The organism is Acinetobacter sp. 479375, assembly GCF_000581715.1.
GTDB classification, from domain to species: domain Bacteria; phylum Pseudomonadota; class Gammaproteobacteria; order Pseudomonadales; family Moraxellaceae; genus Acinetobacter; species Acinetobacter ursingii.
The window spans coordinates 35,515-49,415 of sequence record NZ_JEZN01000002.1; the positions used below are offsets into that span (position 1 = coordinate 35,515).

Below are 13,901 nucleotides of genomic sequence, written 5' to 3' on the forward strand. Positions count from 1 at the left end.
TAAATCAATCAATAAAAAATCAGTGAACACCTGTTGACTGAATTAAAAAAAAAGAATAATGTGTACACATGTTCACTGAAAGAACATTTGTTCACTCATATAAATAGCCAGATACAAACGAGGAACGTATGAACATTGCAGCCAATTATCAGCCTCAATGGATTCGCGAAGATTTTGTCGATTTCATATTGGAAAAAGTTAACCCAATGTGGACTTGGAAAAAAGTCAAAGCTCAGGTAACTTCAGTGACCGCGATCACGCCTGAACTTTATCAAATTTGTTTACAACCCAATAGCAACTTTGCCGCACACAATTTTAAGACAGGTCAAAGTGTTCTGGTAACGGTGGTAGTGGCAGGCGTACGTTATCAGCGTAGTTATTCTGTGATGCAGATCGATGCTCAGGGCAATCTGTATTTGGGCGTTAAAGTTCAAGGTGTCGTTTCACGCGCTATGAGCCAATTACACGCGGGTGATGTGATTGAGATTTCTCAAACTCAGGGTGAGTTTTGTTTGCATCAGGATCAAAGCGCTGCGCTACTGATTGCATCAGGCAGTGGCATTACCGCGATTTATTCCTTATTACAGCAAGCGATTAAACAACAATTACCGCAAATTGATGTGATTTACTTTAGTCGTGATGCGGCGTTTCATCAAGAATTACAAAGTTTAGCTGATCATCATCCATCAATTCATTATCACCACATTGATACCACTCAGCAAAAACAGCATTTAACTGTAGATTTGTTAAATAAGCTAATTGGCGATTTAGAGCAAAAGCACACGTATTTGTGTGGTGCATCGAACATGATGCAAGCAGCCAAAACGATTTTTGCAGAGTTAAATCTGAGTGATCGTTTGCATATGGAGTATTTCCAGCCTGTAGTCGATGAAACGCTTGAAGCGCAACCCGTCACTTTTTTGCGCTCGCAGCAAGCATTTGAAGCCAATACCAATTTACTGGAAAGTGCTGAACAAGCGGGTTTACGTCCAGCACATGGTTGCCGTATGGGAATCTGTAATACCTGTACCTGTACCAAAATCAGTGGTTCCACCAAAAATATTCTGACGGGTGAAATTGATCATGGCAATAACACCCAAATTAAACTGTGCGTCAGTCAGGCGATTAGTCCTGTCACGATCAATCTTTAACAATCGTCAGTCCATTTGAATAGATTCGGAGAAAAATAATGAATATGTCCGTAAAATTTCCATTAAACAGTAAATCTAACTACTTAACCCCAGAACAGGTTGAGGAATTTGGTCGCCGTGTCGAAGAGATTCGCCGTGAAGTCATGGATAATCTGGGCGAAGCCGATGCCAAATACATCTACAAAATTCGTAACTTTGTCCGTTATAGCGAAATCGCATCACGCGGGATGTTAATGTTTGGCGGCTGGATTCCACCCGTATGGTTAGTCGGTACAGGTTTACTCGGTATTTCCAAAATTGTAGAGAACATGGAGCTGGGTCATAATGTCATGCATGGTCAGTTTGACTGGCTCAATGACCCAAGCTTAAACGGTGCCAATTATGACTGGGATACCATTGCCACAGGGGATGACTGGAAACATACCCATAACTATGTCCATCACACCTATACCAATATTGTCGGTAAAGATCATGATGTCGGTTATGGACTATTGCGCGTCAGTGAACAACAAAAATGGGAACCCCGCTTCTTATTGAATGTTCCAATGGCAATGCAACTAATGGTGTTTTTTGAATGGTATGTTGGGGCGCAGAATTTACATTTAGAAGATGCCATTGTATACAAAACCAAATCATGGAAAGAGGTTTGGAAAGATTCGGCTAAATTGCGCAAAAAAGTAGTGCGTCAGGTCGGTAAAGATTATGTGTTTTTTCCATTGATTGCTGGACCAAATGCCATTCCTGTCTTTTTGGGTAATGCTGTAGCAAATGTCATTCGTAGTTTATGGTCGTCTGCGGTGATTTTTAACGGTCACTTTACTGAAGATGCTGAGACTTTTGAAGAAGATAACACTGAGACTGAAACCCGCGCGCAATGGTATTTACGTCAAATTCGGGGTTCAAGTAACTTTAGTGGAACTCAAGGTTTACATATCTTGAGTGGTAATTTGAGCCACCAAATTGAACACCATTTATTTCCTGATATGCCCGCAAATCGTTATTCGGAAGTTGCCCCTAAAATCAGAGCATTGTGTGAAGAATATGGCGTGAACTATAACGAAGCCAACTTTATGAAACAGTTCTGGAGTGTTTGGGTGCGTTTAGCTAAATGTTCATTACCCAATGGCTATAGCGATCAAGTATCCAATACGATTCAAAAAGTGAAAAATCTATTTTCATTTGCAAAATAAGTGCTTTTGTAAAAAGACAAGATTGGGCCAAATTCGGCCCAATTTTATTGAGGGCTTTTGCTATACTATGTTGCAATCTTATTAGCGGCAAAGAAAGGATAGATGATGCGTCTTGACCAACGAGCACTTGATCAATTACGTGATGTAAAAATTACGCGAAATTACACCCGTTATGCTGAAGGTTCGGTTTTGGTCGAATTCGGTCATACCAAGGTATTATGTACCGCAAGCGTTGATCACTCGGTACCACGCTTTTTAAAAGGGCAGGGACAAGGCTGGGTGACAGCGGAATATGGCATGTTGCCGCGTTCTACGCATACTCGTAGTGACCGTGAAGCGGCTCGTGGCAAACAAAGTGGCCGTACCCAAGAGATTCAACGTTTGATTGGTCGTAGTTTACGTGCGATGGTCGATTTGAAAAAATTGGGTGAAAATACCATTACCATCGACTGTGATGTCATTCAGGCCGATGGGGGGACACGTACCGCAGCGATTACAGGTGCGGCAGTGGCCTTGATTGATGCCATGAATGTGTTATTAGAAAAGAAGAAAATCAAACAAGATCCTCTTAAAGGTTTGGTTGCAGCGATCTCGGTCGGGATTTATCAAGACCAAGTTTTACTGGATTTGTGCTATGAAGAAGATTCAAATTGCCAAACCGATATGAATGTAGTGATGACCCAAGCGGGCGAATTTATCGAGATTCAGGGCACGGCTGAAGAAAAACCATTTACTCGTACTCAAGCCAATGACATGTTGGAAGTGGCTGAAAAAGGCATTCAAACCCTGATTCAAAAACAACAGGAAGCATTGGGCTGGTAATCTTTTCTTGAGTGGAAATATTTTAAGTGAAAACGCATCTTCGGATGCGTTTTTTTATGTCTTCATCTAATCGACATCAAATCATCATATTGTTGTAATTTTCAAGCTTTTTACTAGTCTCCATTCTTCAATGGAGAGACCCATGTCTAAATTCTTTTGTTTTTTTCTCATGATTAGCACTGTCATGCTCAGTGCTTGCAAGGACGATGACTCATCGACCCAGCCGACACAACCGCCTAAAAATAATTGCACGATGCACTGTGCGCCATAATAAAAATCATAAATAAGGATTAAATAATGAACCGTCGTGATTTTGTACTGAATACTGCCAAGACTTTATTTGGCACTGCTGCATTATCCAGTTTTCCCTTAAGTATCCAGAAAGCACTCGCCATTGATGCCAAAGTAGAAACAGGTAGCATTCAGGATGTTAAACATGTGGTGATTTTGACCCAAGAAAACCGATCTTTTGATAACTATTTTGGCACCTTAAAAGGCGTCCGTGGTTTTGGTGATCGCTTTAGCATTCCATTGAGTCAAAAGCGTAAAGTCTGGGAACAATATGATGCCAAGCAAAATAAAATTTTGCCTTATCATTTAGATAGTCGTTTAGGCAATGCTCAGCGTGTTTCAGGTACACCGCATTCATGGTCAGATGGTCAGGATGCTTGGAATCATGGGCGCATGGGTGATTGGGTGAAATTTAAAAAACCGCAATCCATGGGATATTATAAAAAACAGGAGGTTGAGTTTCAGTTTGCTTTAGCCAATGCCTTTACGCTGTGTGATGCTTATCATTGTGCCATGCATGCAGGAACCAATCCCAATCGCATGTTTATCTGGACAGGTACTAATGGTCCAGCGGCGGGTGTTGCTGCGGTGGTGAATGAATTTGATGGTTTGGGTGCATCTTCAAGCGGTTATGAATGGACGACTTATCCTGAGCGTTTACAACAAGCAGGGGTTAGTTGGAAAGTTTATCAAAATATGCCCGATAATTTTACGGATAATCCATTGGCGGGTTTTAAGCAATATCGTCGTGCCAATGAGTTGTCAGGTCAACCTGTCAGCCATGATGATCTGATTAGTCCTGCCTATGATGAGAAAATTGATAGCACTCAACCTTTATACAAAGGGATTGCCAATACCATGCCAGATGGAGGCTTTTTAGGGACATTCAAGCAAGATCTTGCCACAGGGAAATTACCGCAGGTTAGTTGGCTTGTAGCACCAGCCACTTATAGTGAGCATCCAGGCCCTTCTAGTCCAGTACAAGGCGCATGGTATATTCAGGAAGTGCTCAATGCCCTTACCGCAAACCCTGAGATTTGGTCACAAACCGTGTTACTGATCAATTTTGATGAAAATGATGGTTTCTTTGACCACGTACCATCACCAAGTGCGCCATCTAAAGATGATACAGGCAGGATATATGGTAAAACCACATTGCCTGCTGAATCACTCTCACAAGAGTATTTTAGCCATCCTGCGGTGGCGACAGCCAAATCTCAACCTAAGCCCGATGGTCGAGTCTACGGGCCGGGGATTCGTGTGCCGATGTATGTGATTTCACCGTGGAGTCGGGGTGGTTGGGTCAATTCACAGGTATTTGACCACACCTCGATTATTCAATTTCTTGAACAGCGTTTTGGTGTGAAAGAGCCGAATATCAGTGCTTATCGTCGTGCAATTTGTGGTGATTTAACCACTGCCTTTGATTTTAAAACCCCAAATAGCGCACAGCTTCCAGAACTTGAAGGTAAAAAAGCCAAAACTGAAGCAGATGCAATTCGCTTGGCGCAGTCGTTATTGCCACAAGTCGCTGTTCCGAGCCAACAAGCCTTCCCACAGCAAGAAATGGGGATTCGTCCATCCAGAGCATTACCGTATATCTTGCATACCAGCGCCAAGGTCAATCCATCAGGACAAAGCGTACAGCTTTTATTTGCCAATACAGGTAAACAAGCAGCAGTTTTTCATGTCTATGATCGTTTAAATCTGGATGCGATTCCTCGCCGTTATATGGTTGAAGCAGGCAAGCAATTACAGGATGAATGGAATACGCAACAAGGTCTCTATGATTTATGGGTCTTAGGTCCAAATGGTTTTCATCGTGCATTTACAGGCAACCTGAATCAAAGTTTACAGCGGCAAGCTTTACCTGAGATTCGGGTGTGTGTGGAAGACTGTGAAGCTAAGCTGTTTTTAAAAGTTCGTCATGATGGACAATCGAGTAGTAAACTCAAGGTAAAAGCCAATGCTTATTTACCCAATCAGCAATGGTCAATTGAAACCATGAACTCAGAAAAAGAACTGGCTTGGGATATGACTGAATTTGGAGGATGGTACGATTTTACAGTCTATATAGAGTCTGACGCGAGCTATAGTCGGCGATTTGCAGGACGTATTGAAACCCAGAAAGATTCAATTTCTGATCCCTATATGGGCTATATTGAAAACTAATTGAATTGGAAATGAATGAAGAAAAAGGATGCGATCAGGCATCCTTTTTACACAAACCTCAACTATTTCACAAACGATAACTTTTTACATTCAGCTTAAAAACAAAGCCTGCTCAAGTTGGTCATGATTAAATTTTAAAGTAGCGAATAATTTTTATCGTTCTATGAAATTGGGGAAATCTATATGCTACAAGGTTTTATTGTACTGTTTGCCATTATTACATTTACCATTATGGCCTGTGATCCACGCCCAAATGAGACATCACGCAATCCATCCGCATGGCAGGCTCAAGCCAAAACTTCAGAAGTTTTGACCCAGCCTAAGCATGCGACCAAGATTGAAAATCAAACCACAAAAACAAATATTGAAACCGAGCAGACTTAAGCATTAAACCGCATCGAAAGATCAACAGCGCTCACATCTTTGGTGAGTACACCCATCGAAATATAATCTACACCAGTGCTTGCGACTTCACGTAGGTTGTCTAAGGTAATATTACCAGAAGCTTCTAACTTACAACGACCTGCCACGTATTTAACCGCATCGATCATTTGTTGTTGGCTAAAATTATCTAACATGACAATATCTGCGCCAGCTTCAAGTGCCTGATTGAGTTCATCCCAAGTTTCAACTTCAACTTCAACGGGTTTATTCGGTGCAATTCGATGCGCCTGAGCAATGGCTTGGGCAATCCCGCCTGCGGCCATGATATGGTTTTCTTTAATGAGAAACGCATCAAATAAACCTAAACGATGGTTTTGACCACCACCAATGGCAACCGCATATTTTTGGGCAATACGTAGACCGGGTAAGGTTTTACGCGTGTCTAATAACTTGGTCTGAGTGCCTTCGAGTTGTTTTACATAAAAAGCAGCTTTTGTAGCAACCGCAGATAAAGTCTGAATAAAATTTAGCGCAGGGCGTTCAACGGTTAATAGGCTACGTGCTGAGCCCGCCAGTTTTAAAAAAGCCTCGCCTGCGTTAACCGAGTTACCGTCTTCTTTTAACCATACAATTTGCACAGTTGGGTCATATTGTGAAATCAGTGCATCGACCCACGGACGACCTGCCAACACCATATTTTCACGGCTAATAATCGTTGCATTCGCCTGTTCATTTTCTGGTGTCAATAGCGCAGTAATATCGCCATCCCCAATGTCTTCAGCCAGTGCTTGTTGTACATTGATTTGAATCGATTGTTCTAGCAAAGATTGAGGAATGCTCATACTTGATGCCCAGTATTAACCCAGAAAATTGAGCGATATATTAGCACTGTCCCTCTCAAAATTCACAAACGATTGTCATAAATATGCCATCAATACCGTTTTAATTTTTGAGGAGTCGATTAAACTAGAAGCATTCAAAACCAGATGGGATCATCCTAACCATGCCATTAAGCACAACATATCGAGTTGAAAATGGGCAGTTGATTGGTGCCAGACAGATTGCGTCTCCAAACTATAATCAGCGTCCTGAATCTGCTGAAATTCAACTGATTGTAGTGCACAACATCAGTTTGCCACCGTCTCAGTTTGGCGGAGGCTATATTGAACAGTTTTTTCAAAATCAATTGGATGGGTCACTTCATCCTTATTTTCAGACCATTGAGGGCATGCAGGTTTCAGCACATTTGTTGATTTTAAGAACAGGTGAGGTGATTCAATTTGTTAACTTTCATGATCGGGCTTGGCATGCAGGACGTTCCAGCTATTTGGCACAGGTCGAATGCAATGATTATTCGATAGGAATAGAACTTGAAGGCAGTGATGACCTCGCTTTTGAAGAGATACAATATCAAGCATTAGCGGAAATTACCGCCGTTTTGCAGCAAACTTATCCCAAAATTCAGCAGCATATTGCAGGACATTCAGACATTGCACGTGGTCGTAAGACTGATCCTGGCTCATTTTTTCAGTGGCCTTATTTCCGGCGACTGTTGAATGCAAAAAAAATGTAGGCTAGACATCATTTCACAACGAAATAAATTTTTACTTTCATTACAATATCGGCTTTGTATTTAGCCGTGGGTGGATGCGATGGCATTATGGCGATCAACCTTTATTGTCAGTGCTATGACGATGTTGTCTCGTGTACTGGGACTGGTTCGGGATATGGTCTTGCTCAATGTATTTGGAGCAGGGAAGGATTTCGATACTTTTGTGGTTGCCTTTCGTATTCCCAATTTTTTTCGGCGATTGTTTGCTGAAGGGGCATTTTCTCAGGCCTTTATTCCAGTCTTAACTGAATATAAAACTGGACGGGCGCATGCTGAAGTTCAGATTTTGATTAGTCGAGTCTTTGGTTGCTTGCTTCTAGTCATGAGTTTATTGACCTTAGTGGCGATGATTATCGCGCCTGTCATCATTTATGCTTATGCGCCCGGTTTTCATCATGATCCTGAAAAATTTGATCAGGCGGTGAGTCTATTTCGTCTGACCATTCCATATCTGATGTTTATGTCGTTGACCGCTTTTGCCAGTAGTATTTTAAATAGCTATGGTTCGTTTGCCTCACCTGCATTTTCTCCCGTGTTACTCAATCTCGCCATGATCGCGGGAGCGTGGTGGTTGACGCCATATATGCAACAACCGATTATGGCTCTGGGCTGGGCCGTATTGGGCGCGGGTATTTTACAGCTTGCGGTGCAGATTCCTGAACTATGGCGTAAAAAACTGCTCATTCCACCCAAAATTGACTTTAAACATGAGGGGGTGGAACGCATCATGAAATTGATGTTGCCTGCCTTGTTTGGTGTATCGGTCACTCAGATCAATTTATTACTCAATACCATCTGGGCATCCTTTATGCAGGATGGTTCAGTGTCATGGCTGTATAGTGCGGAACGGATGACCGAATTACCGCTCGGTCTCATTGGTGTGGCGATTGGTACGGTAATTTTACCTTCACTTTCAACACGACATGCAGAACAGGATCAGGCTAAGTTTCGCGGCATGCTGGATTGGGCGGCACGTGTCATTGTCTTGGTGGGATTACCTGCCAGTATTGCGCTCTTCATGTTATCTACCCCGATTATTCAGGCATTGTTCCAGCGTGGCGAATTTGATCTACGGGATACCCAGATGACCGCTCTGGCATTGCAGTGTATGAGCGGTGGTGTGATTGCGTTTATGTTGATTAAAGTCTTTGCCCCAGGTTTTTATGCGCAGCAGGATACCAAGACACCCGTGCGTGTTGGGTTGATGGCAGTGGCTGCCAATGCGATTATAAACGTGGTGTTGATTGGCTTTTTTAAATTAATCAATTGGCATGCCGAGCATATGGCATTGGCATTGGCTTCATCTGGTTCGGCATTGGTGAATGCAGGATTACTCTATTTTTATCTGCATAAACGCAATATTTTTCGATTTGGTGGGCATTGGAAAAAACTGGCAGTTCAATATGCCATTGCCAATATTGCGATGATTGCTGCATTATGGCTTGGTTTGCACTGGTACGATGGTCAGTCTTCACAGTGGATACGGATTATTGAAGTGGCTGCTTTATGTGTATTGGGCGTGATTGCTTATGGTGTTGCACTGTTAGCCACAGGATTTCGACCACGCGACTTACGCCATGAGTGATGAGCTTGCTAAATTGAACTTGATGTTTTTGCTGTCATGAAATCTTTAATAGAGAATAAAAAAACACAGCCTAAATCTGGCTGTGCTTTTAAGTAAAAAAGGATGGTATGCTTTTTGAGATCGCATAGATCATAAATTAGGGTAAAACTTGTAGCAGTTCAATATCAAAAATTAAAACGCTGTTGGGACCAATCGCATCGCCCGAACCGACATCACCATAGGCTAGATTCGCTGGAATAAAGAAGCGCGTTTTTCCGCCTTCTTTCATAGTTTGTACGCCTTCTGTCCAGCCTTGAATGACTTGACTGAGCTGAAATTCAACAGGATGATTACGTGCGATCGAGCTATCAAATACGGTACCGTCCAGTAAGCGACCTTCATAATTCACTTTAACTTTTGAATTTGCTTTTGGCGATTTGCCAGTACCCGCTTGAAGTACTTGATATTGTAAACCTGATTTAGTGGTGATGACCCCTGATTTTTTAGCATTTTCAGTTAAAAAAGTCTGGCCTTGTTTTTGATTGTCTTGTGCTAATTTTTGAAATTCGATCAGTTGTTTGGATTCAACCTGTTTTTTATATTGACTTAGGGCTTTAGCCATATCCTCATCGCTTAAAGAAGAGGCTTTGCCTGTAGAACCTTCTTTTAAACCTTGAATAAACGTTTCTAAATTTAAATCTTTTAGCGTATCTGCATTGGTACGTCCCATGACATAACCATAGCTATAACCCAATTGGTCTTTTTGTGGGCTTTTTGATGTGACAGGAGCAGCAAAACTGGTCACCGTCATGCTAAGTAATAAGAGTGCTAAACTGGTTTTTTTCATTGTGCTTCCTAAAATAAAAGAGGAGAGTATTCAGGGTCTGTTGACACTTCAGCCATGCCTTGCGTTATTCGCTAAAACAACTCAAACGAGGCGTGAAACGCAGGCAATGGCATCTCCCTTGTCAAGTTTCATAACGAATTTTGAGGCAGTTTTAGCTATAACCCTTCGGGACAGGGACTTTTTTTGCCGTTACTGCGTTATGCCTTATTCATTTAGAATGACTAAATTTCATAAGTCATGCCTTGTACCGTCTAAAAAATATCCTCTGTCGCACGCATCTGTGAAATGTCAACAGACCCTGCTCTCCTTCCTCACGAATTATTTAACTTCTAACAGTTCTACATCAAAAATTAAAGTGCTATTTGGTGGAATCATACCCGGCACACCTTGTTCACCATAGGCCAGTTGCGCAGGAATATAGAAAGTTGCCTTTCCACCTTCTTTTAGGAGTTGTAAACCTTCTGTCCAGCCAGGAATGACTTTATTCAGTGGAAACTCGACAGGTTCACCACGATCATAAGAGCTGTCAAACACTTTACCATCGGTCAATTGACCTTTGTAATGGACTTTGACGACAGAGGTCGCTGTCGGTTGCTTACCTGTACCTTCTTTAATAATTTTATATTGCAAACCTGAAGCCGTAGTTTTAACGCCGTCTTTGTGAGCATTTTCAGTTAAGAAGTTCGCATTAGAAGATTCGGTTTTTTTCGCATCTTCCAATTGTTTTTGTTGCATTTGCTGTTGAAACTCTACATAGGCAGCTTGAAGTTCCTGTTCAGTATAAGCCGCAGGTTTCTTGTCATGACCATCACGAATCCCACTAACAAAGGCATTAACATCAAGTTCTGGTGGCGTTTGGTGGGCAACTTCATATCCCAGTGCATAGCTGATTTTTTTAACAGGCGAGGCATTCTTGTCTGCCTTTGAACCAACCTCTGCCACTGGATGTTGAGATGCATAGTAAACGGGAATAAGTGCAGCACCGCCTAAAATTACAGCGACAGCAATGGGTAAGGCTTTACTCATGAGTGTTCCAAATGTTGTTTATTTAACCAAATATCAATCGCATGCAATCTTAGCATGGCTACCTTAAGCATATCCTGTTTAATAAAAAAAATAACAGGATTTTTATCTAATTTCACACCAATCCTGAATTCTGCATAAAAAAATCGAATCCGTAGATTCGATTTTTTAACGATACAGAGCTTAAGAATAATTAATCATCTTTGGCCGCTTTATAGGCATAAGCATAGTTATAGCCATAACTACCGCTAGCAGAACGCTGAATATCATTAAGAATAAAGCCATTCACTTTGGTTCCAGCTTGCTCGAAACGATTAAGCGTCAATTCAAGCTCTTTCATTTGCGTTTTGGCATGACGCGCCACAATCAGATTTACACCAGTATATTGTGAAATAATAATACCATCGGTCACTGCAAGTACTGGCGGTGTATCCAGAATAATATGATCATAGTGTTGAGAAAGTTCTTGCAATAAAGTTTGGAACTTTTGAGAACTGAGTAGCTCAGAGGGATTCGACGGACTCTTACCACGACTGATAAAGCTTAAATTTGGCACTTCAGTTGAATGCATTATTTGCGTCAAAGAAGCTTGATCGGTTAATAATTCGGTAAGACCGGGTTGAGTCTCCAGATTAAAATATTTATGTAAATAACCACGACGTAAATCGGCATCAATCAGTAAGACTTTTTTGTCACCTTGAGCAAAAATTGTCGCCAAGTTGGTCGAGATAAAGGACTTACCAACTTCTGGCGCAGGACCACTGATCATAATGATATTATTTTTGGCACCTGAAAGCGCGAAATGAATCGCAGTACGAATACTACGTAAGCTTTCAATGGCAACATCATCACTGTGTTTAACTGCAAGAATAGGAATATTCTTTTTCTTTTTCAAAACAGCCAAACGGTTTTCTTGTACTGGAGAACGAGGCACAGTAGCGTATACAGGAAGTTCAAGTTCATTTTCAATTTGGGCAGAATCTTTAATACCTGTCCGTAACATATTACGGGTTAAAGCAATCAGTACCCCAATAAAACCACCGACAAAAATAGACAGAATCAGAACGATCAGCTTTTTCGGTTTAATCGGTTTAATCGGCTCAACTGCATTATCGATAATTCGTACATTACCAATTTCACCCGCTTCAGAAATTTTAAGTTGCTGATAACTATTAAGTAAATTCGTATAAAGTTCAGTATTGACCTTGACGTCACGATATAACTGTAAATATAAGCGTTGTAGTTCTGGTAAACGTTTCAAGGTTCCATTCAGTTCACCCAGTTTTTTATTAACGGTCGCCACCTGCGCATTAATTTCAGCCATTAATGGATGGTCAGGCGTGTATTTTGCAGCCAGCTCAGCTTGTTTCTGTTGTAATTCAATTCGCATGGTTTCAAGTTGAATATTTTGCTTAAGCAATAACTCTGATTCTTGAGTGACATCAACGGTATTATGTTGTTCACGGAACTGGTTGAATTTCTTTTCAGAATCTTCCAATTGTTTGCGCAATTCAGGTAACTGTTTATCTAGGAAACTCAAAGTTTGTTTAGATTCTAAGGACTTTCTTTCAATATTTTGTGCATGATAAACCACTAAAATATTATTCAGAACTTGAGTAATTTCCTCCTGATCTTGTCCTTGATAGGTCAGACCAAGCACTCCCGTCATCTTGCCTTTTTCAGCCACACTGTAATTTTCAGTTAAATTTTTAACCGCTGTTGGTAAAGCAAATTTGGTGATTTTGAACTCATGTTTAAATGGTGTAGTGCTATTGATGCGGATTTTCCATTGACCTTTATTGGTGGTTAAAAGGTTATCCTGATTTAAATGGCCTTCAGCAACAATACTGTCTTTATAACTCAAACTAAATTGATTTTGCTTAAATTGAAGGGTTAAAGGCTTATCCAAAAAGTAATAAGGCACTTCAAACGTTTCAACAAAAAAAGACTGTCCATTTTCTTTAAATAAAACGCCTGATTGAGAATAATCCAGTTTACGTTTTGATTCTGATACGAGACGATTAAACAACGTATCTTGTGTATCTTTAATCTGAATATCCAGATGCAAATTCTGAATGACCTGACCCAAAACGAGTCGCGAATTCAGGATTTCCCGTTCTGCATCGGCAGGGGATTTTTGTCCGCCTACTGCACCTGCAACACTGCTTAACTCGCCTAATAAAGCAGCTGAAGCAGCACTCTTGCTGTCTTCAACCTGTACCATGGCATCGACTGAATAGACATCAGGCGTAACGCGAAGATAAAGCAAGGCACAGATTAAACTCAAAATAATGCACAGCGCGATAATTTTCCATTGCGCAATCAAAGAGAAAAATAGCTCTTTTAAATCAATGGTGTCTTCAGTTGTTGTTGAATTTTGACTCATGGGTATGCAACTACTTAAAATTAAATATGTGATTTCCAGTCAGACACGTAAGCCTGAATATTACGGCAGGTTTCATCAAAAAACGCCTGATCGTGTTGATAGGGATCAGGCACATTTTTATGTTGCCAATGTCCAAGTCGAAACACTTTACCTTTGGCAAAAGGCCAAGTCTGTTCTAGATGCTTTTGTTGATTTAAGCTCATCACTAAAATTAAATCAGCTTTTTTGATTAAATCACTATTTAGTTTACGTGCAACATGTGGACGCATATCAATATCGAGTACATCCATGCACTGAATAGCCTTGGCATCTGCGCCTTCGCCAATCAAGCCAGAGATCCCTGCTGACTCGATGTTGAGATGTGGATACGTTTGTTTTAATAAATACTCAGCCATTGGGCTACGGCAGATATTTCCAACACAAACCACCAAAATATTTTGTATTTGCATTCGTTTATTC

At 41.0% G+C, this 13,901-nt stretch carries 12 protein-coding genes; 7 read left to right on the plus strand and 5 right to left on the minus strand.

Annotation, left to right across the window (positions count from 1 at the left end; all coding sequences use genetic code 11):
- Nucleotides 1–128: 128 nt before the first annotated feature.
- From J500_RS02565 to J500_RS02585, 5 genes are all read left to right on the plus strand, one after another.
- Nucleotides 129–1,151, plus strand: coding sequence for a flavin reductase family protein (locus J500_RS02565; RefSeq protein ID WP_004988816.1), 1,023 nt, complete (start codon nt 129–131; stop codon nt 1,149–1,151).
- A 38-nt stretch (nt 1,152–1,189) separates the two neighbouring features.
- Complete coding sequence (locus J500_RS02570) at nt 1,190–2,341, plus strand: fatty acid desaturase family protein (protein ID WP_004988813.1); 1,152 nt, start codon at nt 1,190–1,192, stop codon at nt 2,339–2,341.
- 105 nt (nt 2,342–2,446) lie between these two features.
- A complete protein-coding gene (rph, locus tag J500_RS02575) occupies nt 2,447–3,163 on the plus strand; it encodes a ribonuclease PH (protein WP_004988810.1) in 717 nt (238 codons plus the stop codon).
- A gap of 297 nt (nt 3,164–3,460) precedes the next feature.
- Nucleotides 3,461–5,626: a phosphocholine-specific phospholipase C gene (locus J500_RS02580; protein ID WP_034697979.1), complete on the plus strand. Its 2,166-nt coding sequence runs from the start codon at nt 3,461–3,463 to the stop codon at nt 5,624–5,626.
- 183 nt (nt 5,627–5,809) lie between these two features.
- Nucleotides 5,810–6,010 (plus strand): hypothetical protein, encoded by a 201-nt coding sequence (locus J500_RS02585; RefSeq protein ID WP_004988797.1) that lies wholly within the window; start codon nt 5,810–5,812, stop codon nt 6,008–6,010.
- Here J500_RS02585 and nadC read toward each other — a convergent pair.
- The gene (gene nadC / locus J500_RS02590) at nt 6,007–6,852 is read right to left on the minus strand and encodes a carboxylating nicotinate-nucleotide diphosphorylase (protein WP_034697982.1); all 846 of its coding nucleotides are present in this window, start codon (nt 6,850–6,852) and stop codon (nt 6,007–6,009) included. The genes J500_RS02585 and nadC overlap by 4 nt on opposite strands.
- A 161-nt stretch (nt 6,853–7,013) precedes the next feature.
- Between nadC and ampD the strand changes: the two genes are divergently transcribed.
- Together ampD and murJ are read left to right on the plus strand one after the other, a co-directional pair.
- The gene (gene ampD, locus J500_RS02595; protein ID WP_034697985.1) at nt 7,014–7,583 is read left to right on the plus strand and encodes a 1,6-anhydro-N-acetylmuramyl-L-alanine amidase AmpD; all 570 of its coding nucleotides are present in this window, start codon (nt 7,014–7,016) and stop codon (nt 7,581–7,583) included.
- A gap of 70 nt (nt 7,584–7,653) precedes the next feature.
- Complete coding sequence (gene murJ, locus J500_RS02600) at nt 7,654–9,207, plus strand: murein biosynthesis integral membrane protein MurJ (protein WP_171071563.1); 1,554 nt, start codon at nt 7,654–7,656, stop codon at nt 9,205–9,207.
- 136 nt (nt 9,208–9,343) lie between these two features.
- Here murJ and J500_RS02605 read toward each other — a convergent pair whose 3' ends face one another.
- From J500_RS02605 to J500_RS02620, 4 genes are all read right to left on the minus strand, one after another.
- A complete protein-coding gene (locus tag J500_RS02605) occupies nt 9,344–10,033 on the minus strand; it encodes an FKBP-type peptidyl-prolyl cis-trans isomerase (protein WP_034697991.1) in 690 nt (229 codons plus the stop codon).
- Nucleotides 10,034–10,351: 318 nt separating this feature from the next.
- Nucleotides 10,352–11,059, minus strand: a complete 708-nt coding sequence (locus J500_RS02610) for an FKBP-type peptidyl-prolyl cis-trans isomerase (RefSeq protein ID WP_004988785.1) — start codon at nt 11,057–11,059, stop codon at nt 10,352–10,354.
- 190 nt (nt 11,060–11,249) lie between these two features.
- Nucleotides 11,250–13,442: a polysaccharide biosynthesis tyrosine autokinase gene (locus J500_RS02615; protein WP_034697994.1), complete on the minus strand. Its 2,193-nt coding sequence runs from the start codon at nt 13,440–13,442 to the stop codon at nt 11,250–11,252.
- A gap of 20 nt (nt 13,443–13,462) precedes the next feature.
- Entirely contained in the window at nt 13,463–13,891 is a 429-nt protein-coding gene (locus J500_RS02620) for a low molecular weight protein-tyrosine-phosphatase (protein ID WP_034697997.1), read from the minus strand.
- Nucleotides 13,892–13,901: the final 10 nt, after the last annotated feature.

Coding starts and splice junctions, on each gene's coding strand:
- J500_RS02565 (WP_004988816.1), top strand. CDS start 129: ATGAACATTGCAGCCAATTATCAGCCTCAATGGATTCGCGAAGATTTT.
- J500_RS02570 (WP_004988813.1), top strand. CDS start 1,190: ATGAATATGTCCGTAAAATTTCCATTAAACAGTAAATCTAACTACTTA.
- rph (WP_004988810.1), top strand. CDS start 2,447: ATGCGTCTTGACCAACGAGCACTTGATCAATTACGTGATGTAAAAATT.
- J500_RS02580 (WP_034697979.1), top strand. CDS start 3,461: ATGAACCGTCGTGATTTTGTACTGAATACTGCCAAGACTTTATTTGGC.
- J500_RS02585 (WP_004988797.1), top strand. CDS start 5,810: ATGCTACAAGGTTTTATTGTACTGTTTGCCATTATTACATTTACCATT.
- nadC (WP_034697982.1), bottom strand. CDS start 6,852: ATGAGCATTCCTCAATCTTTGCTAGAACAATCGATTCAAATCAATGTA.
- ampD (WP_034697985.1), top strand. CDS start 7,014: ATGCCATTAAGCACAACATATCGAGTTGAAAATGGGCAGTTGATTGGT.
- J500_RS02605 (WP_034697991.1), bottom strand. CDS start 10,033: ATGAAAAAAACCAGTTTAGCACTCTTATTACTTAGCATGACGGTGACC.
- J500_RS02610 (WP_004988785.1), bottom strand. CDS start 11,059: ATGAGTAAAGCCTTACCCATTGCTGTCGCTGTAATTTTAGGCGGTGCT.
- J500_RS02615 (WP_034697994.1), bottom strand. CDS start 13,442: ATGAGTCAAAATTCAACAACAACTGAAGACACCATTGATTTAAAAGAG.
- J500_RS02620 (WP_034697997.1), bottom strand. CDS start 13,891: ATGCAAATACAAAATATTTTGGTGGTTTGTGTTGGAAATATCTGCCGT.